We start from the raw sequence: 20,362 nt of genomic DNA on the forward strand, positions 1-20,362 counted from the left end.
AATGATACGTATTATTGTAGTATTGCGCACATAAGTTGTGTGTTGATAGCATCCCCGGTGTTAACCAAATATTCCAACAATAAATTATCGAGGACAGGTACTATGAATAAAGTCACTTCTGATATCGCGCGCAAAACCCTTGGTACTGCCAACAAGACCGGAGAAAAGCCGGTTCAGTTCAAAATGACCCTGAAAAGCGGCAAGGCATTTTGCGGTAAACTCTGCATGCCGATGCGCAGCTGATGTCTGATCTATCCTGCGGGCTGGCATGACTTGACCGGTCTATAGGTGGAAATGCTGTGGACCGCCCGCCTGGGCTGAATGCCGGGGCGGGCGGTTTTGCCGTTTTAACGGTGGAAATTTATCTTTTTGTCTGTGAGGCGAGATATGGAACTGCTTGATGTGACGGTGGCTGACATTCACGATGATATGGCATTGCCATTGGGAATCCCCAATATCCTTACGCTGCAAAATATGGAAGAGATCCGCGACTATATTTTCAACATGGATATGTCGATGATCCTCTACAAAATGACGGATGAGGAATCGGCGGGTGAGTTGGGCCTGCTTTGGGAGCGGGCTGATGCGGAGTTTGCGATAAACCAGTATCGTCAATATCTGTATCTGGTCCGAAAATACGAGACACATATTTCTCCGACGCTGGCCATTGATGCGGTATGGCACAATCATATCCTGGACACCCGGAAATATGTCAGGGACTGTCAGGTGATATTTGGCCGTTACCTGCATCACTTTCCCTATTTCGGTAATCGAGATGAAGAAGACAGACGCCAACTGGATATTGCATTTGAAAACACCAAGCGTTTGTTCCGAGCTGAATATGGCGTGGATGTGACCCGGATACCGGGGGTGGACTAAGCGGCTATTTGTTTGATGATCGAAACCTCTATCATTGTTAAGCAGGGGCGGGGTGCGGTTAGCCTGTTCTTCGCCCGCATCGGTGTCAGCGCGGTCTGTGGTCCACTGGCATTTGCCTTTAATGCAATGATGGTGGAGGTTTATCATTATGCAGCAACGGACCTGTCACTGGTCCGGATATTTGCCTCCATCATTGCCCTTTCGATGCCTTTGTTGCTCGGGCTTTGGGTTGATCGCGGCATGGGAAAAGAGAGATTATCTTTCCTGCTGTTTTCGGGCTGTTTTTTCTGGGGGGTCTTTTCGATAGAGCTAGGTCTTTTCGGCTGGATCCTGGCTGTTGGAATGCTGGGTGCCTATGCCAGTCTCGGGGATATGGCCCTGGCCAGGGCCATCCCAAACCTGTTTGAGAAACACGACTATCAACGGGTCAACGCTTATTTGTTGATGGCGGGATCTCTTGTGGCCGCTTCCGGTGCGGCTATTGCTGGCTCGGTGATCTCTTTTGCCGGTTTCGAGAAATTTGCTGTTGCCGGGGTGGTTCTGACGGCTTTGGCCGGGGTGTTTTTTGCCTTTTGGGGCTATGTGCCAATCGCGCAGACCACCTCTTCCGCCACTAGGACAGGCTTCTGGCAAGGGGCAAAGCTTGCACTTGGCAATCGGGACATCCGGCTTCTGCTGCTCCATGGGGCTATGGCCATCATCACCTTCACCATCGTAGATATGTTGCTGTATCTGTTTTTGTCGAGGATCGTGGGGTTGAGCCTTTCGGCCATCGCCATCGTGATTTCCATAAGAATCCTGATCGGCGCTTTTTCACCAGCCCTGGCGGCTAGGCGTTACGGCTGGTTAAGATTGGGATCACTTTTGTTCCTGTTGTCCTTTGCAAGTGGGGCGGCCTGGATGCTCTTCGGGGCGATGGGCGCAAATCTGAGCTTGGTTTCAGCCGCCTTGATTGTGGCTGTGCCAGCGGCCCTTTCTGCGCTGTTTAATGTTCACGCGGCAAGTTTCCGCCAATTGATAATACCGCCTGAGCTGCAGGCTCAAACCATTGCGGTCACCAGGGCTCTTATGTTTGCGGCCATGCCTCTGGCGGGAGGGTTAGTGTTCCTTTTCGGGGATCTGGCACCACTGACATGGCTTTTTATCGCCGCCGGCTGTTTCCAGATGGCAGCCGCCCCCATGCTGCTATTCCTGCGCAATCGTTGATTGATGAGGTGTCAGGGTTTTAAAACGGCGACAGCCTCCGCGATGCGGTCCAAGGCGTTTTCCAGATTTTGCGTCGATGCGGCAAAGCTCAATCTGAAATTCGGGGAAAGGCCGAAAGCGGCTCCCTGAACGATGCCCACATGGGCACTTTCCAAAAGGTAGAGCGCGAAGTCGGTATCATTTTCGATTACCGTGCCTTCCGGGTTTTTTTTGCCCAGCAGCCCCCCGATATCCGGATAGGCATAAAAGGCACCGGCGGGTTCCAGGCAGGTGATCCCTTCAATAGCATTCAGGCTTTCAACCACCAGGGCTTTGCGGGTTTTATAGGCCTCCAACATGTGGTCCAGGCAGTCCTGTGGGCCGTTTAGCGCCTCGATGGCCGCATGCTGGGTAATGACGCAGGGATGGGTGGTGGAGTGGCCCTCACACAGGCGCATGGCCGGGGCGAGAGATTTCGGTGCGCCCGCGTAGCCCAGGCGCCAGCCGGTCATGGCATAGGCTTTTGAAACGCCATTCATGGTGACAGTGCGCTCAAACAGATCCGGTGCCACTTTGGCCATGGTGGCATATTCATGGCCTTCAAAGAAAAACTTCTCATAGATATCATCCGACAGAACCCAGACATCGGGGTGCTTACGCAGCACACCGGCCAGTTCTTCCAGTTCTGCGGCGCTATAGGCCGCACCGGTCGGGTTCGACGGGCTGTTCAGCATCACCCATTTGGTCTTGGGCGTGAGGGAGCGCGCTAGATTTTCCGCCGTCAGCTTGAAGCCGTCTTCCTTGGGGCAATGGGTGATCACCGGGGTTCCGCCCGCCAGGGTGACAATGTCGGGATAGCTGGTCCAGAAGGGGGCCGGGATCAAAACCTCGTCACCCGGCTCCAGGGTGGCCAGGAAGGCGTTATAGATAATCTGTTTACCGCCGGCGCCGATGGTGATCATGTCGGCGTCATAAGCCAGACTGTTTTCCCGCTGGAACTTGTCAGCAATGGCGGCGCGAAGCGCGGGCAGGCCACCAATGGCGGTATAACCTGTATGCCCGGCATTGATCGCGTCAATCGCGGCCTTTTTGATATGATCCGGCGTGTCGAAATCAGGTTCGCCAATGGAGAGATCAATCACATCATGGCCCGCTGCCCGCAATTCCCGGGATTTGGCAACCACCGCCTGGATCAGGGAGGGTTTCAGATTGGCAACACGGGAAGAGAGCAGGGGCATGACAGCAACTCCGGAGGGTTTCATAGCGATTTGATGAGGCTGAGGATTTCTGAACTTGGCAAGGAAAGCAAACAAGTTATTATTCCTTGATCCATGACAAAATGGAATGAACTACTCAGATTAGAACAGGGTCGCCCATGCGCCGCTTCCTTCCCTCCATCACCGCGCTGCAGTTTTTTGAATCCTCCGCCCGCCATTTGAGCTTCACAAAGGCGTCGGAGGAATTGAACGTGACCCAAAGCGCGGTCAGCCGACAGGTGCGCAACCTGGAGGACTTCCTGGGCAAGCCGTTGTTTTTAAGGGTCAAAAAACGCCTGGTGCTGACCCCTTCGGGGGCAGCTTACGCCCTGAAAATCAAGCGACTTCTGGACCAGGCGGAAGAGGCCACCATTGAGCTTATGGCGCGCAAGGGCGGAGGCGGGGTCTTGAATGTGGCTGTGCATCCCACCTTTGGCTCGCGCTGGTTGGTGCCGCGTTTGAGTGCGTTCATGAAGGAAAATTCAGATATACAGGTCAACCTGTCGACCCATCTGGAGACCATTGACCTGGAACAGGATAATTTTGACGTGGCGATCCTTTATGGCAATGGCGACTGGCCAGGGACGTTGACGGAGCGTCTGATGGGGGAGAGCATTGTGCCGGTCTGCGCACCGGAACTTCTGTCCGATCTGCCCAATCCGGGCGCCGGTGACCTAATGGACATGACTTTGTTGCAACATACCACAAGGCCCAGTGCATGGGCGGACTGGTTCAAGGCGGCGGGTATAGACCAGGATGGCAGTCTTTCCGGCCCGCGTTTTGAGCAGATCTATATGGTAATCCAGGCGGCGCTCGCGGGGTTGGGGGTGGCAATATTGCCCAGTTTTCTGGTTCAGGACGAGGTTGCCAGTGGTAAGCTGGTGGTGCCTGTGGACTTGGCGGTGCCCAGCGAACAGGCCTATTACCTGATTTATCCGGAACAGCGTGCTGAGGAATGGTCGATCCAGCAGTTTTGCAATTGGGTCCGGCAGACCGCGCAGACCTGATCATTCAAACCGAGGACCAAAATCTGCTGACATAAGGTTGTCAGGGGACATGGAATAGGAACTGTGGGGACAGAGCCTAACCTTTTTGTACCAAGGACAAGAAAATGCCCGAACCCTTTAAGAATTTTTTTAATCCGAACATGGTCGCGCAAATGGCTGACCATTTCAAAAAGCAATGGCCGGATTTTGACCGGGATGGTTTTGTCCGGGAGGCGGTTTCCGGTTTCGAAGGGCAGGAATTGAAGGAGCGTGCGCACGCTATCACGCATGCGATGATCCGATACCTGCCGGATGATTTTATCCATGCGGGCAAAATTTTGCGGGCCAGCCTGCATCCCGATGATGGCGCGGATCTCTCCACCGACGGCAGCGATGCTGACGGCGTGCGCGGTTGGGGGATCATGTGCCTGACCGAATATGTCGCCGCGCGCGGGCAGGATCATTTTGACCTGTCCCTGGATTTGCTGAAAGAAATGACGAAGCGGTTTTCTTCGGAATTTTCCATCCGGCATTTTCTGATCCGGGAACCGGTGCGTACCTTGGCTGTGATGGAAGATTGGGTGAAGGATGATAACCATCATGTTCGCCGTCTGGTCAGCGAGGGCACGCGTCCGAAACTGCCCTGGGCAATGAACCTGCCTTTGTTCCGGGAAAAGCCGGAGATGGTATTGCCCCTGCTGGAGAGCTTGAAGGATGACGAATCGGAATATGTCAGACGCTCTGTTGCCAATAACCTGAATGAGATGGCCAAGGATCACCCGGATTTGGTGGCAGAGCTGGCGGCACGCTGGATGAAGGGGGCGTCGAAAAATCGTGTGCGACTGGTGAAGCATGCCTGCCGAACCCTGGTCAAACAGGGGCATGCGGGCGCCTTGGCCGCTTTGGGGTTTGGCCAGCCGGAGATTGATTTGCGCAGCTTCCGCATCCTGACGCCGGTTGTGCAATTTGGCGAAGAACTGAGATTTGATATTGATCTGGCCTCAACTGGTCAGGCTTCGCAAAACTTGGTGATCGATTATGCGATCCACCATCGCAAGGCCAATGGCAGCCTCGCGCCCAAGGTTTTTAAATGGAAGAATTTATCCCTGGAAGCCGGGGCCGGAGAGAGGGCTGAGCGCAAACACGCGATCAAGCCGATCACGACCCGAAAATATTATCCGGGCGAGCATGCAGTTGAGATTTTGGTGAATGGCGAGGCGATAAAGCGGCTGCCCTTTACCCTGGTGATGGCATAAGGCCAGGATTAGCGGGCAGGATTTTAGGTCAGGTCTTTTTCAAACCTGAGGCAGGGCATATCAAAACTGCCACTTTCAATTTGTGCTTTGTAATGGATCAGACCAACCTCCTGCCAACCCGCTTTGCGGTAAAAGCCTATCGCCCGGTCATTGCCTTCGACCACAGCCAGGAACGCCCGCTGTATGCCATTGTCGCGCAGTCTGTCTTCACCAGCCTGCATCAATCTTTTCGCAAGCCCGGTTCCACGGGCATCCGCATGTAAAAAGAACTGATCCAGCTCTTCGCCTTTCAGCGAGACGAAACCCAGTAACTGACCGGTGTCGGCATCAATTGCCACCAGGCAGTTTGGAACCCGTTCCAGGGCGCGGGGTCGGAAACTCTCTAAGGTGCGATGCTTGTAGAGATCTTCCGGTACCAGGCCGTGATGGCCATCCTTCCAGCCCTGATGCCAAAGAGTGGCAATGGCATTTGCGTCACTGTCTACTGCTGGACGGATTTCAATCATCGGCGGCCTCGAGATTGGCGATATGTTCGTTGAACATGGGCGGATGCAGGAAAAGATGCTGTTTGATCGCCTGGCCGAATTCCTGGGCCAGTTGTGATCGAACCTTGTGACGTGGATAGCAGAGCGAGAAGGAAAACTGGATGCGTGGCCGGAATTTTCGAATGATCACGCCATTATTGGCCCATTCGCGTGCTGAAAACGGCTCCAGGATGCTAAAGCCGATGCCTTCGGCGATGGCGGCATAGGCGGTATGTGCGCGTTGGGTCGACATGCGTGTATCCACACTGACCTTGTGATCCTCAAACATCTGGTCGATGGTGTTCCAGTTAAGCGGCCCTTCGGGAGACAGGCCGATATAAGGTTCACCATCCAGGTCTTCGGGGGTGATCGTTTCTTTCTCCGCCAGTCTATGCCCCGGAGGCAGGGCGCAGACAAAATCTGTGCTGACCAGCGGTTCCTGTTCAATGCCTGGCAGTTCCGCGTAAGAATTGGAAACGGCTACATCAGTGCTGTGGGCCTGTAACGCTTCAAATATGGTGACGGGCGAGCGCACTTCGATGGTGACCTTGACGCTAGGGCGTTTTTCTTCGAACAGCCGCAGGGCACCGGGGATCAGATTGGTGGACATGGCGGGGGCGCAATGAACCGTCAGATGGCCGGTGCGTTCTTCCCGGATCTGGGCGGCGACACGTTCCAACCGGTCCATGCCGGCAAAGGCGCGTTCTACTTCCTGAAAGAATTTCACACCTTCCGGCGTTGGCTGCAGACGTCCTTTCGATCGTTCAAACAGGCTGAAGCCCAGATTGGCCTCCAGGTCGGAAATCAACCGGCTGGCGGAAGGCTGGGTGATCATCAAGAGCTTGGAAGCGCCGGTAATTGTGCCAGTCAGCATGGTGGCGCGGAACGCCTCAACCTGTCTTAGTCGCATGTATGAGTCCACCTGATAAGAAAACTATGAAATATCCCATAGCAAAAACGCATGGTATACGCAAATAATCCGATTTGACACTATAGGGTGAAAGGTGCTGTTGTAGTCTTCATAAAAATGACACAAGACCGGAACAACCGACTTTGTGTACATCGAGTAAGGGTAGAGCAGGCGGGACGCACCGTGAAAACCTATTCACCGGTCGAGATGATCGAAAAATTGGTGTCTTTTGACACGGTATCACGCCATTCCAACATGGCGTTGATCGATTTTGTCAGGGATTACCTGAGCGGTTTTGGTGTGGAAAGCCATCTTGTCCCCAATGAAGACGGCTCCAAGGCCAATTTATATGCCACCGTCGGTCCAAATGTGACCGGCGGTGTCGTCTTATCCGGCCATACGGACGTTGTGCCGGTAGATGGCCAGCCATGGGATACCGATCCTTTCAAGATTGTCGAGAAAGACGGCAAGCTGTTTGGGCGTGGCACTTGCGATATGAAAAGCTTTATCGCGATTGCATTGTCCAAAGTGCCGGAGATGCTCTCAAAAGACATTGCCGCCCCGATCCATTTTGCCTTTTCTTATGATGAGGAAGTGGGCTGTGCCGGCGCGCCGCCGATGATTCGCGAAATGGCGGAAAAGGTTCCGCAGCCGCGCGCGGCCATCATCGGTGAGCCGACCAATATGGAAATCGTGAATGCCCATAAGGGTGTGAATGGCTTCAAAACTACGGTGATTGGTCATGAAGCGCATTCCAGCCAGGTGCATCGCGGTGTCAGCGCAGTGATGACCGCGGCAAAACTGATCAATTTCCTGGATTGCATGATGGCGGAAAACCGCGCGCGTGCCGATGCCAGCAACGGATTCGAACCGCCGTTCAGCACCCTGCATGTGGGGCAGGTCAATGGCGGCACCGCTTTGAACATCATTTCCCGGAAATGCGAATTTGTCTGGGATGTGCGTAATATCCCGGAAGATGATCCTTTCGCCTTTGTTGAGCGGTTTGAGCAATATGCCAATGAAGAGCTGTTGCCGGGCATGCGCGCTATTGCACCGGAATGTTCGATCACGACGGAGCGCACATCTTCTGCACCGGCCATGCGGCCGGAGGAAAATGGCGCGGCAGAGGAATTGTGCAAACATCTGACAGGCCGAAACTCGGTATCCGTGGTGCCCTATGCCACAGAAGCAGGCCAGTTTCAGGAAGTCGGCTATTCAACCATCGTCTGCGGCCCTGGTTCCATTGACCAGGCGCATCAGCCGAATGAATTCATTGAAAAATCACAGGTCACGGAATGTGAGCAATTCCTGGGCCGCCTGATAGATCATCTGGCACGGTGACGGATTCGTCCCGCCAGGGAGGGAAGGAAGTGTACGGTTAATAGCTGTGGTGTGAGATCGAGGAAGGCTCTTCCCGGAAACAGCCATAGCATGAGTAAATCCCTGTCGGCCGGTATCGCCCCTATTGTTCTCGCAGCCCCAGATACCGGCTGACAGCGGATTTTTTGAAAGGCTTTCCGGTGTTTCCCACACCGGTATGAAGAATATTGGAAGAGGCTAGGGTCGATTCCAATGCAACGGGGGAAAGGATTGGTCTTGTGTCACATGTGACAGGGGGCCTGGATATCTCTGTGGTTCTTAATCCTGAAACCCAAAACACTGGGCCCGCCAGATTTCTGGCGGGCCTTTTTTCTGTTCTAAATAGCGGTGAGATAACAATATTTCGAAGAAACAGTGAATTATTGTAACCATACAATCGAAATTTACCTCTGGAAAAAAACATTCAGCGGCATTATGACACCGCTCGCGAGAATGCCGCTGGATAAGGTTTGCCGAAAAGAGCTGCCGCCGCGGAAGGGGTGTTGCCCATTGTTCAATCGGGGTGACATAGCAAATAATAATTGGGGTAATAAAATGACTGTATGTTTGAAGGGGCTTTCTTCCTTCAAGAGGCATTTGCCGCAGCGATGCGGTATGGCAGCCAATCGCTCATTGTCTGCCTGTAACTCAGAATAATCACCCGTAAAACTGATTGTTTTTGTGACCGAACCCTGTCCGGCGCGTGAGGATCGCCTCACCTGTGCGGAGCAGGCCAAGCTTCTTGAAGAGGGAAAAGAATGCCAAAAACCTATATTGTCGGATACGACACAAGCGCGGGTGCGGACCGGGCTGTGGAGTTTGCCGTTGCGCAGGCAAAAGGCACCGGGGCCGCGATTAAAATCGTCCATGTTTTGGAATGGTCCGCCTATAGTTTCCTGACACCACAGGAATTGGAAGAACGTCATCAGCGCCGGACGGAAGAGTTGGACCGGGCCGCAGCCCAGGTTAATCCGGTTGTGGAGCGCGTGCGTGCGCAGGATGTTGAATGCGAATCTGTCATCAAATACGGCCATGTGGCCGACATTATTTGTGATATCGCCGAGGAGACGGGGGCCGCGCAGATCTTTGTCGGGCGCACTGGCCATTCAGCCCTTTCGTCCAGGGTGTTCGGCAGCGTTCAGTTATCTCTGGTTCAGGCATCACCGGTCGCTGTGACTGTTGTGCCCTGACCAGATAACTTCTCAAGAATTCAATGCTTTAAGCTAAAGGCTTTATATGATGAGCAAACTGAAAACAGTTCTGCCCGCGGTTGCGGCTATGCTGGTGCCGGCTGTGGCGATGGCACAGGAAAAGACCCTGGATCAGACCATCAACGAGATTGTCTCGCCGGTCTCCAATGCGATCGCGTCAACCGTCTTCTATTCGGTGCCGGTTGCCGGGACTCAATTCCCTTTGATTGTCGGCTGGCTGGTGATTGCCGCGACGATCTTCACCCTCTATTTCGGTTTTATTCAGTTTCGGGGCGTCGGCCATTCCATTGCCCTGGTCAAAGGTGATTATTCCGATCCCAATGACGCGGGCGAGGTCTCTCATTTCCAGGCTCTGGCGACCGCGCTTTCCGGTACCGTCGGGCTCGGCAATATCGCCGGTGTGGCCGTGGCGGTTTCCATTGGCGGCGCAGGAGCCACATTCTGGATGATCCTGGCCGGCCTGTTGGGTATGGCCTCCAAATTCACCGAATGTACTTTGGGGGTGAAATACCGGAATGAATACAAGGATGGCTCTGTCTCCGGCGGACCGATGTATTACCTGTCCAAGGGCCTTGCGGAGCGCGGTATGGGCGGTTTCGGTAAGGTTCTGGCTGTATTCTTTGCCATTTGCTGTGTTGGCGGCGCGCTTGGCGGCGGCAACATGTTCCAGGCCAATCAGTCTTACCAAATTCTGCTGACGGTGACTGGTGGCGAGGATAGCGTGTTGAATGATATGGCCTGGGCTTTTGGCCTTCTCATGGCTGTGTTTGTTGGCATTGTTATTATCGGTGGTATCAAATCCATTGCCCGCGTGACCGAGAAAGTGGTGCCTTTCATGGGGATCCTTTATGTGACGACTGCTGTTGTCATTGTTGCAATGAATTACGATATGATCGGCTGGGCTTTCGGCCAGATTTTTGAAGGTGCCTTCAGTGCCGAAGGCGTTGCCGGCGGCATGGTCGGCGCGTTGATCCAGGGCTTCAAACGGGCGGCTTTCTCCAACGAGGCGGGTATTGGTTCCGCGGCCATCGCCCATTCGGCTGTGCGCACCAATGAACCGGTGACCGAGGGGTATGTGGCCCTGTTGGAACCCTTCATCGATACGGTGGTGATCTGTACGATGACCGCTTTGGTGATCATCATCACCGGGTCGCTTGGTGCCGAAGGTGTTTCTGGTGTCGCTCTGACCTCGCATGCCTTTGAAAGTGCGATTTCGTGGTTCCCCTACGTGTTGTCAGTGGCGGTTGTGTTGTTTGCTTTCTCTACCATGATTTCCTGGTCCTATTACGGCCTGAAGGCTTGGACCTATCTGTTTGGTGAAGGCAAGGCCAAGGAAATGGTCTTCAAGCTGATTTTCTGCATCTTCGTGGTGATAGGGGCCAGCATGAATCTGGGGCCGGTGATTGATTTCTCCGATTCCATGATTTTTGCCATGTCCATTGCCAATATCATTGGTCTCTATTTCCTGATGCCGGTGGTGAAGCGTGAGCTTCAATCCTATCGGGCGCGTTTGAAATCCGGTGCGGTGAAGAAATTTGCCAAAGCCTGACGGGTGATTTGATGGTATGGGAAAGGGCGGCTGTCATGGCCGCCCTTTTTCTTTTGGCTGAATTAATATTGCCTTATACGTAAATTAAATTACCTTAAGTGCAGTTCAAAATATTATTGAGGGAGCGACAAGGCAGGCCATGACCGAATTTGTGACAATCGATCGGCAGGATGCGGTTTTGCATCTGCAATTCAACCGGGTGGAAAAGAAGAACGCACTGACCCATGCCATGTATGAAATTCTGGCAGACAGCCTGGTCAAAGCCGAAGAGGATCTGTCTGTCGGCGCGATTGTGTTTTCCGGTGCTGGGGATTGTTTCACTTCGGGCAATGACCTGGTTGATTTCCAGCAAAACCCGATTTTAGATGAAACTGCGCCGGGCGTTCAGTTCATTCTGGCACTGGCCAGATCGACGGTTCCCCTGATCGCGGCTGTGGACGGACCGGCGGTCGGCATCGGTTCTACTATGCTGCTTCATTGTGATCATGTCTTTGCGGCGCCCTCGGCCCAACTGCAGTTTCCCTTCGTCAATCTGGCGCTGCCGCCGGAAGCGGGTGCAACCTATTTGCTCAGCCGTCAGCTGGGCCATGCGCGGGCGGCGGAGTTGCTGCTGGGCGGTGCGCCTTTTGACGCGGAAAAGGCGCATGAGCTTGGGATCGTAAATACGATCGTGCCAGCGGACGATCTGTTGGAAACGGCGCTCACACATGCGGCTTTCTATGCGGCCAAGCCACCGGCCGCCATTCGCAAGACAAAGAAGCTGATGAAATCCGATATGGATCAGGTGGTGGCCCAGATAAAGGTGGAATTGCAGGATTTCATGGCGGGATTGAAATCACCGGAATGCCATGAGGCCCTGGCCGCCTTTCTGCAAAAAAGAAAGCCTGATTTCAAACAGTTCCGGAACTGACGCTAGCGCGGCCACCGGTTCCGGTCTAAGCTTTCCCGAAAGAATGAACGGGAAGGGGCCGGAAAGATGGGTGGTTTCAGCTTTCATACGACAAAATCATTTCTGTGTGAGCCGGGGGCTGCCAATGGGCTTGCCAGCCATGCGGAAGAAACTGGCATGTCGCGTATCCTGCTGGTCACCGATGCGGCGATTCTGAAGCTGGGTCTGTTGGAGGATGCTATTCAGAGCCTGGTGGCGGCAGGTCTGTCCTATCAGGTTTTTCAGGATGTGACCCCGGATCCGGAGGAAGCGATCGTTCTGGCGGCGGTTGATCTGGCCCGGGACATGAGGGCAGATGGTGTTGTTGCGATTGGCGGCGGCAGTTCCATGGATGTGGCAAAGCTGGTTGCCGTGCTGGCGACAAGCGAACAGGAACTTTCGGATATCTATGGCGTTGGCCAGGTGCGGGGTAGGCGACTGCCGCTGATCCTTGCGCCGACAACGGCCGGTACGGGATCCGAAGTCACGCCAATCTCGATCATCACCACTGGCCGGAACGAGAAGATGGGTGTGGTGTCTCCACAATTATTGCCGGATATGGCGTTGCTGGATGCGGATCTGACCCTGGGGCTGCCAGCCTCCGTGACTGCGGCCACGGGCATTGATGCGATGGTGCATTCCATTGAGGCCTATACCAGCAAGATCCGGAAAAACCCCATATCCGATATGCTGGCGGTCAAGGCGCTGGGTCTGCTGTCCGGCAATATCCGCGAAGCGGTCTTTAATGGGGGCAATCGCGAGGCGCGTTCCAATATGTTGCTGGGAGCGATGCTGGCCGGTCAGGCCTTTGCCAACGCGCCGGTGGGCGGTGTGCATGCGCTGGCCTATCCCCTGGGCGGTCATTTTCATGTGCCGCACGGGCTCAGCAATGCCCTGGTGCTGACTGCGGTGATGCGTTTCAACCATGAGACTTGCGCGGATCAATATCGCCAGTTGGCGCCGATTGTCTTTCCTGATGGATTGGACGAGGCCGGTGATCCGGCACTGGATCTGATTGGCGGGTTGGCGCGTCTGACGGCTGAATTGGGGTTGGAAACCCGGCTGGGCCAGGTGGGGGTTCGCGAAGGCGATCTCGACCTTCTGGCGGCGGACGCCATGAAACAGCAGCGTCTATTGGTCAATAATCCGCGGAAAATGACCTTTAGCGCGGCGCGCGAAATCTATGAAACAGTCTTATAAAAAACGGGGCAACAGAATGGATAATAAGCCGGGCCTGCTATCGGACTATCCGCATCATCAGCCGCTGACCACCAGATGGATGGACAATGACATCTATGGGCATGTGAATAATGTGACCTACCTGTCCTACTTCGATACTGTCGCAAACCAGTTTCTGATTGAAAAAGGCGGATTGGATATCGCCAAGTCACCGGCCATCGGGCTGGTGGTTGAATCCCATTGCCGTTACTTTGCCTCCATTGCCTATCCAGAGCGGATCACGGGCGCTTTGCGGGTCGAACATCTTGGAAACAGCTCAGTGCGATATGGCATCGGGATTTTTAAAGAGGGCCGCGAAGAGGCCTGTGCCGAAGGCTATTTTGTCCATGTCTTCGTGGATCGGGCCAGTAATAAGCCGCATGACATCCCAGCCCCGATCCGACAGGCCCTTGAAGGGATCAAAACCGGTTAATTTTCCAGCCGTCTTTCCGCAAGGGTGGTGGTCAATGTCAGCGGTCTGCCCCCGCGCATGATCGAGAGCGCATATTGATTGCCAACCTGGCTGTTGGCGACTAGGCGCGGCAGCATGCGCATTTCCAGGAGCGGAATGTCGTTAAAGGCCAGCAGGATATCACCGCTTTGCAAGCCTGCAAGATCGGCGGGGCTGTTTTCCGTGACATAGGAAATTTGAACGCCTTCTTCCTTCTGGAGGCCCAGATGGTGGCGCCGGTCCAGGGCGACCGGCTCAATACCGATACCGAGCCAACTGCGGCGCACCCGGCCAAAGGTGCGAAGCTCCTTCACCACATTCTCGATCGTATCATAGGGAATAAAGACGCCCCGGGCCATGTGTCCATCCCCGGTAAGGTCCATGGCCGTGAAGATGCCGGCCAAATGACCGTCCCTGTCAATCAGGATGGCACCGCGTTCCCTTTCATGCAGATTGTCCAATATCTCAATGAAACGGTCGTGTGGCCCCCAATTGATGACCCGGTCCGGGTTGGTGAGCAGGGTGGTGACAATTTTTCCGCTCAAACCGGTAGTGGGTATCACAATGGCGACTGGTGTGCCGGCTTTCAATCCCGTGCTTTTGATCCATTCGGGTGCAGGCAGATCCGGGAATTGCGGCGATATGATTTTCAAGATGGCCAGGTTGCTGATCGGGTCGACCGCCAGGAGGGTGAGTTTGTGCCATTTCTGATCCCTGGTGCGACCCCGGATGTTTCCATAATGCCGCACAGTGCGCGCGGTTGTAAGAACAAGGCCGTTTGGACCCAGGATGAAACCGTTACCGCTTTTGTCCGTTTCCTCACCGCCCCTGTGATAGAGGCTGATGAGTTTTTTCTGGTGAGCTTGGGCGGCGGATTGCCAATCCACCCTGTCTGCCGCCAGCAGATTGCCGGGCAGGAACCATAGGGCAATCAGCCCACAGATGATCCTCACATACAGCATGGCCTCCGGTCTCCATGCCCTGTTCGTTGATTTCAAGCCGGGCCAGGGTTCCCTCCCACAGGAACCCAGGTCCGTGAGAACGGATTCTAGCGATGAATGATTAAATTATCCTTATTGGCCCTGGTAATGTTCCATAGCCATATTTTTATTATGCATTGAGAACAAAACAAGAACATGCTATATGGAACAGCTCTGGTATTCCCTTTGACTGTCTGGTGGAGGCGTCGTGCGATCATCCTCTCTTGATCCTGGCTGTGGCGACAATCTTGTGGATCTTGCATCTTTGCGGGCGCAGGTCGCGCGGTTGGAACGATCTTCTTTTGGTGCGGTGGATATGCAGGCCGTTCTGGAAACCGGCGTGAGGGCCATTGATGAAACCTTGCCCGACGGAGGTCTGTTGATTGGGGCGGTGCATGAGATTTCCGGTGCAGCTGCGGATGCGTTCCTGCTGCATTTATTGGCCCGGGTGACGGGACCGGTGCTCTGGTGCCGGGGGCGCTCGGGCCGGACCGGTGAACTTTATGGCCCCGGGCTTGATCTTTGTGGCATCCGGACCGGGGAATTGCTGTTTGCCCGGGGGCGGGATGACCATGACTGTCTCTGGGCCATGGAAGAGGCTCTGAGATCCGGCTTGTTGGCTGCCGTGGTGGGCGAGCCTGGAAAACGGGTTGATCTGACCGCCAGCCGCCGTTTGCAGCTGGCGGCGGAGCGTGGCCGTACGTTGGGGATCATCCTGGCGGGAGAGACCGGGGGGGAGGGGCTGAGCCCCAGTGCGCTGCAAAGCCGATGGCAGGCGGCCCCTTGTCCTCTGGAAACGGGGGAACAGGCAGCCTGGACCCTGCATCTGCGCCGCTGCCGGGGCGGTGGCCAGGGATACTGGCGCATGGCGGTATAAGGGGCGGATATGGAAAAGCGCTACCTCTCGCTCTGGTTTCCCTATCTGGCGACGGATCATGTTCATCGGCGCGGTCTGGTGGACCGGGACCAGCCCTTTGTTCTGACCCGCGAAGATCATGGCCGTTCCATCATCGTGGCGGCCAATCCGAAAGCCCGCCGTGAAGGGATGGCCGTAGAGATGCCCCTGGCCATGGCACGCGCCATTTGCGGCGATCTGGTCCATGGGGAGGAGGATGTGGCGGAAACGGCCCGCCTGTTGGAAAAAATGGCGGATTGGTGTGATCGTTTCAGCCCGCTGGTGGCGCTGGATGCGCCCGATGGGCTGATGTTGGATGTGAGCGGCTGTGCCCATCTTTATGGCGGGAAAGAGGCTTTCATGGAAACTGTCCGCCTCAGCCTGAAGGGACAGGGGTTCCTGGTTTGTGCGGCCATGGCGCCGACGCCGGGGGCTGCGCGCGCGATTGCCCGCTATGGCCGCAACGGCATGATTTTGGGGCGGGAAGGGATGAAGGCCGCCTTGGCGGCGCTGCCGGTCACTGCCTTGAACCAGGACAGAACGGCGACCGAGAGTCTGATGACGGTGGGGCTGGTGACGCTGGGTCATCTCTATGAGATCCCCAGGGCGGCGCTGGCCAATCGCTATGGTATGGGACCGGCCCTGGCCTTGGACAAGATGCTGGGCGATCTGCCGGACCCGATCAGCCCGAGGCCTCATAAATCGCCATATGCGGCCAGGCTTGCTTTTCCCGATCCGGTCGGTCGGGCGGAGGATATCCATCAGGCGGTTCTGGATCTGCTGTCGGAGGTTTGCCAGCGGCTGGAGGATGACCGGCTGGGCGCGCGACAATTTTGCCTGCGTATTTTGAAAACCGACAATGGCGAGCAACATTTTCTGGTCGGCACGGGCGCGCCTGCGCGTGATCCCCGGCATATAATGCGCCTGTTTGAGGAAAAACTGACCCTGGTGGAGCCCGGTTTCGGCATTGATTGTTTCCTGCTGTCGGTCAGCCGGATGGAACCCATGGCCGCCAGCCAGGCCCCGATGGGGTCGGCCTTGACTGCCCCCGGGGAGAAGGGGAAAACACGGGCCGGGGCCGAGCTTATTGAACTGGCGGACCGGTTGCGCAACCGGTTGGGGGCAGGCGCGGTCTATGGCCTTGAACCCCGCAACAGCCATTTGCCGGACCGGGCGCAGGCCTTGGGAGTGGGGATCGGGGCCCGGCTGGCCAGGGAAGCCTTGCCTAAAGGCGGCTGGCCGCAACAGACGGCCCGGCCCGTGCGGCTGATCAGCCCGGCAGAGCCAGTGGTGCTGCTCAGTTTGGCGGGGGAAGACCAGGCGATGATCCGTCCGGGCGAAACCGCCTTTCGCTGGCGTGGGCGGATCCGGCGGGTGATGAAGCTGGCGGGGCCGGAACGGATCGCACCGGATTGGTGGCAGGACCGGGCCGGCTGGCGGGGCGCGCGGGATTATTACCGGGTCGAGGATGACACCGGTGCGCGTTATTGGCTTTATCGGGAAGGGGGCAGGGCCGGGCAGACGCGGTGGTTCCTTCAGGGGCTGTTCCGGTGATGGAAAAGGCCCCCGTTTATGCCGAGCTGCAATGCCTGACCAATTTTTCCTTTCTGGAAGGAGCCAGCCATGCGGCTGAACTGGTGATCCAGGCCAAAGCGCTGGGGCTGGCGGCTGTTGGGGTGGCGGACCGCAACACGTTGGCGGGGGTGGTACGCGCCCATATGGCAGCCAAAGAGCATCACATGCGGCTGCTGGTCGGTGCCAGGCTGGATCTGGAGGAAGGGATCAGTCTGCTGGCCTATCCGGAAGACCGGGCCGCCTATGGGCGGCTGTCGCGGCTGATCACCCTTGGGCGACGACGGGCGGAAAAAGGGGAATGTCTGTTGCGGTTCCAGGATATCCTGGAGGGGGGCGCGGGCATGCGGCTGATCATGCTGACGCCAGAAGCTGCCGGGGATGAACCCGCTTTTCCAGAGCAACTGTCGGCCTTGAAGGCAGTCTATGGGGCGCGGGTCTATCTAGCGGCCCATCACCGACTGGGTGGGGCGGATCGGGACCGCATTGCCGAAATATCGGTCCTGGCGGAACAGGCGGGGGTTCGGATGCTGGCCACCAATGATGTCTTGATGCATGGCGCGGCAAGGCGCCCGCTGGCGGATGTCTTGAGCTGTATCCGAGAAAAAACCGTGATCGACCGGGCGGGGCTTTTGTTGCAGAAAAATGCCGAACGGCATCTCAAATCCCCGGCGGAGATGGCCGCTTTGTTCGAGGACTGGCCGGAAGCGCTGGTAGCGGGCATTGAAGTGATGGAGGCCTGCCGATTCAGCCTGGATGAACTGGCCTATGAATATCCCGACGAGGTGGTCGAAGAGGGGCTTACTCCGCAGAAAAGCTTGGAAAAATTTGCCTGGAAAGGGGCCAAGTGGCGCTATCCGGGCGGGATCCCGGCCAAAGTTAAGGCCGCGGTCGAGCATGAGCTCGCCCTGGTGGAGCAGCTGGATTACGCGCCCTATTTCCTGACGGTTTATGATCTGGTGCGCTTTGCCAGGGCCCGGGACATCCTGTGCCAGGGGCGCGGATCGGCAGCCAATTCAGCGGTTTGTTACTGCCTGGGCATCACCTCGGTCGATCCCGCCGAGCTGGATCTGCTGTTTGAACGCTTTATCTCTGCCGAACGCAATGAACCGCCTGACATTGACGTGGATTTCGAGCATGAGCGCCGCGAGGAGGTGATCCAATATCTCTATGAGAAATACGGTCGCCACCGGGCGGGCATGACCGCGGTGGTTTCCTCCTACCGTGCCCGGGGGGCGATCCGGGATGTGGGCAAGGCCATGGGATTGGGGCAGGACAGCGTGACCTTGCTTTCCTCCCAGATTTTCGGTTGGGGTCATGACGATGAGATCACTGATGAGCAGTTGGAAAATGCCGGGCTGGATCCCCGGGATCGGCGTCTGCGCCAGACCATTGCCCTGATCCACGCGCTTATGGGCTTTCCACGCCATTTGAGCCAGCATGTGGGCGGATTTGTCATCACGCGCGGCCGGCTGGATGAGGTGGTGCCGGTTGAAAATGCGGCCATGGAAGATCGGACCGTGGTGCAATGGGACAAGGATGATCTGGATGCGCTGGGCATCCTGAAGGTGGATGTGCTGTCGCTCGGCATGCTGACCTGTATCCGCAAAGGGTTTGAGCTGCTGAAAACCCATTATGGCCGCAATTACAATCTGGCGATGGTGCCGCAGGGGGATGCAAAGACCTATGATATGCTCTGCCGGGCGGACAGTTTGGGGGTGTTTCAGGTGGAAAGCCGGGCGCAGATGGCCTTTCTGCCGCGCATGAAGCCTCGGAATTTCTACGACCTGGTGATCGAGGTGGCGATTGTGCGCCCGGGCCCGATCCAGGGCGATATGGTCCATCCCTATCTGCGCCGCCGCAATGGCGAGGAAACAGTGATCTTCCCATCAAAGGAATTGGAGCAGGTGTTGGGAAAAACACTGGGCGTGCCTTTGTTTCAGGAACAGGCCATGCAGATCGCCATTGTCGCGGCCGGTTTCACGCCCTCGGAAGCCGATCAGCTGCGCCGGGCCATGGCGACCTTCCGTCATACCGGCAAGGTCCATACCTTTCATGAAAAGATGGTCCGAGGCATGCTGGAGCGCGGCTATGACCGGGAATTTGCTGAACGCTGTTTCCGCCAGATTGAGGGATTTGGCGAGTATGGTTTCCCGGAGAGCCATGCGGCCAGCTTTGCGCTGCTGGTTTATGTTTCGGCCTGGATGAAATGTCATTATCCGGCGGTTTTTGCCTGCGCGCTGTTGAACAGCCAGCCCATGGGGTTTTACGCGCCCGCCCAGATTGTCCGGGATGCACGGGACCATGGGGTAGAGGTGTTGCCGCCTGACATTAATGAATCCGATTGGGATTGCGCGCTGCAGCCCAGCATCCATGGCCATGCGCTGCGATTGGGGTTGCGCATGATCAAGGGGCTGGCCCAGGCGGAGGCGGAAGAGATCCTGGCCTTCCGGGGCAACGGTTATCGCCGGGTGGAAGATATCTGGCGGCGGGCCGGTGTCAGCCGCAAGGCGCTAAATGCGCTGGCCAGGGCGGATGCCTATGCCAGTTTCGATCTGGATAGGCGGGCGGCGATTTGGGCGACCAAGGGCATTGCTGGGGACAAGCCTTTGCCATTGTTTCAGAATGCGGGGGAAGCAGAGCGTGGCGATGATCCGGAGGTGGCTTTGCCGGCCATGAGCCTGGGCGCGGAGGTGGTAACCGATTACAAGGCGATCAAGCTTTCGCTCAGGGCCCATCCCCTGGAATTGATGCGGCCCTCCCTGCCGGGGGTGACCACGGGGGCCGGGCTTCTGGACCGGCAGGATGGTGATAAGGTGGTGGTGTGCGGGTTGGTGTTGGTACGCCAGCGGCCGGGCAGTGCGCGCGGTGTCATTTTCATTACCCTGGAAGATGAGACCGGCACGGCCAATTGCATCGTCTGGCCGGACAAATTCAAACAATTCAGGCGGGTGGTTCTGACCGCGCGGGTGATCCGGATTTCCGGTAAATTGCAGCGGGAAGGCATTGTCACCCATGTGGTGGCGGACCAGGTCGAGGATCTTTCCGACATGCTGGACGAGCTTGCCTGCCGCAAAGGGACACCCCGGCCCAACCGTCTGGTGCCGCAGGCCTCAAACAGTGGGCGCAGTCATCCCAGAGACAGTGCGCGCAGGCTCTTTCCCAGTCGGGATTTCCATTAAAAAGGTTTAGGCTCTCTGCTG

At 56.4% G+C, this 20,362-nt stretch carries 18 protein-coding genes; 14 read left to right on the top strand and 4 right to left on the bottom strand.

Annotation, left to right across the window (positions count from 1 at the left end):
• Window positions 1-102 precede the first annotated feature (102 nt).
• From DFP90_RS22860 to DFP90_RS11095, 3 genes are all read left to right on the top strand, one after another.
• A complete protein-coding gene (locus DFP90_RS22860) occupies window positions 103-243 on the top strand; it encodes a hypothetical protein (protein WP_181905306.1) in 141 nt (46 codons plus the stop codon).
• A 144-nt stretch (window positions 244-387) separates the two neighbouring features.
• A complete protein-coding gene (locus DFP90_RS11090; RefSeq protein ID WP_115936562.1) occupies window positions 388-879 on the top strand; it encodes a glycine-rich domain-containing protein in 492 nt (163 codons plus the stop codon).
• 15 nt (window positions 880-894) lie between these two features.
• Window positions 895-2,085, top strand: a complete 1,191-nt coding sequence (locus DFP90_RS11095) for an MFS transporter (RefSeq protein WP_115936563.1) — start codon at window positions 895-897, stop codon at window positions 2,083-2,085.
• 11 nt (window positions 2,086-2,096) lie between these two features.
• Here DFP90_RS11095 and DFP90_RS11100 read toward each other — a convergent pair whose 3' ends face one another.
• Window positions 2,097-3,302: a pyridoxal phosphate-dependent aminotransferase gene (locus DFP90_RS11100; protein ID WP_115936564.1), complete on the bottom strand. Its 1,206-nt coding sequence runs from the start codon at window positions 3,300-3,302 to the stop codon at window positions 2,097-2,099.
• Between the two features lie 137 nt (window positions 3,303-3,439).
• Between DFP90_RS11100 and gcvA the strand changes: the two genes are divergently transcribed.
• Together gcvA and DFP90_RS11110 are read left to right on the top strand one after the other, a co-directional pair.
• Window positions 3,440-4,327 carry a transcriptional regulator GcvA gene (gene gcvA / locus DFP90_RS11105; protein WP_115936565.1) on the top strand — a complete coding sequence of 296 codons (888 nt, stop codon included), beginning with the start codon at window positions 3,440-3,442 and terminating at the stop codon, window positions 4,325-4,327.
• Window positions 4,328-4,431: 104 nt separating this feature from the next.
• Entirely contained in the window at window positions 4,432-5,562 is a 1,131-nt protein-coding gene (locus DFP90_RS11110) for a DNA alkylation repair protein (RefSeq protein ID WP_115936566.1), read from the top strand.
• A 23-nt stretch (window positions 5,563-5,585) separates the two neighbouring features.
• Here DFP90_RS11110 and DFP90_RS11115 read toward each other — a convergent pair whose 3' ends face one another.
• Window positions 5,586-6,068 (bottom strand): GNAT family N-acetyltransferase, encoded by a 483-nt coding sequence (locus tag DFP90_RS11115; protein WP_115936567.1) that lies wholly within the window; start codon window positions 6,066-6,068, stop codon window positions 5,586-5,588.
• A complete protein-coding gene (locus DFP90_RS11120) occupies window positions 6,061-6,996 on the bottom strand; it encodes a LysR substrate-binding domain-containing protein (protein WP_115936568.1) in 936 nt (311 codons plus the stop codon). Before DFP90_RS11120 ends, DFP90_RS11115 begins: the two co-directional genes overlap by 8 nt.
• 183 nt (window positions 6,997-7,179) lie before the next feature.
• Between DFP90_RS11120 and argE the strand changes: the two genes are divergently transcribed.
• From argE to DFP90_RS11150, 6 genes are all read left to right on the top strand, one after another.
• Complete coding sequence (gene argE, locus DFP90_RS11125; protein WP_245957040.1) at window positions 7,180-8,337, top strand: acetylornithine deacetylase; 1,158 nt, start codon at window positions 7,180-7,182, stop codon at window positions 8,335-8,337.
• Between the two features lie 776 nt (window positions 8,338-9,113).
• On the top strand, window positions 9,114-9,545 hold the full coding sequence (locus DFP90_RS11130; RefSeq protein ID WP_115936570.1) for a universal stress protein: 432 nt from the start codon (window positions 9,114-9,116) through the stop codon (window positions 9,543-9,545).
• A gap of 46 nt (window positions 9,546-9,591) precedes the next feature.
• Window positions 9,592-11,115 carry an alanine/glycine:cation symporter family protein gene (locus tag DFP90_RS11135; RefSeq protein WP_115936571.1) on the top strand — a complete coding sequence of 508 codons (1,524 nt, stop codon included), beginning with the start codon at window positions 9,592-9,594 and terminating at the stop codon, window positions 11,113-11,115.
• A 139-nt stretch (window positions 11,116-11,254) separates the two neighbouring features.
• Complete coding sequence (locus tag DFP90_RS11140) at window positions 11,255-12,025, top strand: enoyl-CoA hydratase (protein ID WP_115936572.1); 771 nt, start codon at window positions 11,255-11,257, stop codon at window positions 12,023-12,025.
• A gap of 66 nt (window positions 12,026-12,091) precedes the next feature.
• Entirely contained in the window at window positions 12,092-13,243 is a 1,152-nt protein-coding gene (locus DFP90_RS11145) for an iron-containing alcohol dehydrogenase (protein WP_115936573.1), read from the top strand.
• 16 nt (window positions 13,244-13,259) lie between these two features.
• Window positions 13,260-13,694 (top strand): acyl-CoA thioesterase, encoded by a 435-nt coding sequence (locus tag DFP90_RS11150; RefSeq protein WP_115936574.1) that lies wholly within the window; start codon window positions 13,260-13,262, stop codon window positions 13,692-13,694.
• Here the strand turns inward: DFP90_RS11150 and DFP90_RS11155 are convergent.
• Window positions 13,691-14,674: a S1C family serine protease gene (locus tag DFP90_RS11155; RefSeq protein WP_115936575.1), complete on the bottom strand. Its 984-nt coding sequence runs from the start codon at window positions 14,672-14,674 to the stop codon at window positions 13,691-13,693. The two genes, DFP90_RS11150 and DFP90_RS11155, sit on opposite strands and share 4 nt — an antisense overlap.
• A 226-nt stretch (window positions 14,675-14,900) precedes the next feature.
• On the opposite strand from DFP90_RS11155, the gene DFP90_RS11160 reads away from it, so the two are divergent.
• From DFP90_RS11160 to DFP90_RS11170, 3 genes are read left to right on the top strand one after another with little or no spacing between them, the layout of a single operon-like run.
• A complete protein-coding gene (locus tag DFP90_RS11160; protein ID WP_147300993.1) occupies window positions 14,901-15,569 on the top strand; it encodes an ImuA family protein in 669 nt (222 codons plus the stop codon).
• 9 nt (window positions 15,570-15,578) lie between these two features.
• Complete coding sequence (locus tag DFP90_RS11165) at window positions 15,579-17,141, top strand: Y-family DNA polymerase (RefSeq protein WP_115936577.1); 1,563 nt, start codon at window positions 15,579-15,581, stop codon at window positions 17,139-17,141.
• Window positions 17,141-20,341 (top strand): error-prone DNA polymerase, encoded by a 3,201-nt coding sequence (locus tag DFP90_RS11170; RefSeq protein WP_115936578.1) that lies wholly within the window; start codon window positions 17,141-17,143, stop codon window positions 20,339-20,341. The genes DFP90_RS11165 and DFP90_RS11170 overlap by 1 nt, the downstream gene beginning before the upstream one ends.
• Window positions 20,342-20,362 lie beyond the last annotated feature (21 nt).

The organism is Aestuariispira insulae, assembly GCF_003385955.1.
Taxonomy (GTDB): Bacteria; Pseudomonadota; Alphaproteobacteria; order UBA8366; family Aestuariispiraceae; genus Aestuariispira; species Aestuariispira insulae.

What these genes read in the sequence shown, in the direction of transcription:
- DFP90_RS11115 (WP_115936567.1), bottom strand. Translation starts at nt 6,068, where the DNA reads ATGATTGAAATCCGTCCAGCAGTAGACAGTGACGCAAATGCCATTGCC.
- DFP90_RS11090 (WP_115936562.1), top strand. Translation starts at nt 388, where the DNA reads ATGGAACTGCTTGATGTGACGGTGGCTGACATTCACGATGATATGGCA.
- DFP90_RS11130 (WP_115936570.1), top strand. Translation starts at nt 9,114, where the DNA reads ATGCCAAAAACCTATATTGTCGGATACGACACAAGCGCGGGTGCGGAC.
- DFP90_RS11140 (WP_115936572.1), top strand. Translation starts at nt 11,255, where the DNA reads ATGACCGAATTTGTGACAATCGATCGGCAGGATGCGGTTTTGCATCTG.
- DFP90_RS11145 (WP_115936573.1), top strand. Translation starts at nt 12,092, where the DNA reads ATGGGTGGTTTCAGCTTTCATACGACAAAATCATTTCTGTGTGAGCCG.
- gcvA (WP_115936565.1), top strand. Translation starts at nt 3,440, where the DNA reads ATGCGCCGCTTCCTTCCCTCCATCACCGCGCTGCAGTTTTTTGAATCC.
- DFP90_RS11155 (WP_115936575.1), bottom strand. Translation starts at nt 14,674, where the DNA reads ATGCTGTATGTGAGGATCATCTGTGGGCTGATTGCCCTATGGTTCCTG.
- DFP90_RS11135 (WP_115936571.1), top strand. Translation starts at nt 9,592, where the DNA reads ATGATGAGCAAACTGAAAACAGTTCTGCCCGCGGTTGCGGCTATGCTG.
- DFP90_RS11165 (WP_115936577.1), top strand. Translation starts at nt 15,579, where the DNA reads ATGGAAAAGCGCTACCTCTCGCTCTGGTTTCCCTATCTGGCGACGGAT.
- DFP90_RS11095 (WP_115936563.1), top strand. Translation starts at nt 895, where the DNA reads ATGATCGAAACCTCTATCATTGTTAAGCAGGGGCGGGGTGCGGTTAGC.
- DFP90_RS11100 (WP_115936564.1), bottom strand. Translation starts at nt 3,302, where the DNA reads ATGCCCCTGCTCTCTTCCCGTGTTGCCAATCTGAAACCCTCCCTGATC.
- DFP90_RS11120 (WP_115936568.1), bottom strand. Translation starts at nt 6,996, where the DNA reads ATGCGACTAAGACAGGTTGAGGCGTTCCGCGCCACCATGCTGACTGGC.
- DFP90_RS11170 (WP_115936578.1), top strand. Translation starts at nt 17,141, where the DNA reads ATGGAAAAGGCCCCCGTTTATGCCGAGCTGCAATGCCTGACCAATTTT.
- DFP90_RS22860 (WP_181905306.1), top strand. Translation starts at nt 103, where the DNA reads ATGAATAAAGTCACTTCTGATATCGCGCGCAAAACCCTTGGTACTGCC.
- DFP90_RS11110 (WP_115936566.1), top strand. Translation starts at nt 4,432, where the DNA reads ATGCCCGAACCCTTTAAGAATTTTTTTAATCCGAACATGGTCGCGCAA.
- DFP90_RS11150 (WP_115936574.1), top strand. Translation starts at nt 13,260, where the DNA reads ATGGATAATAAGCCGGGCCTGCTATCGGACTATCCGCATCATCAGCCG.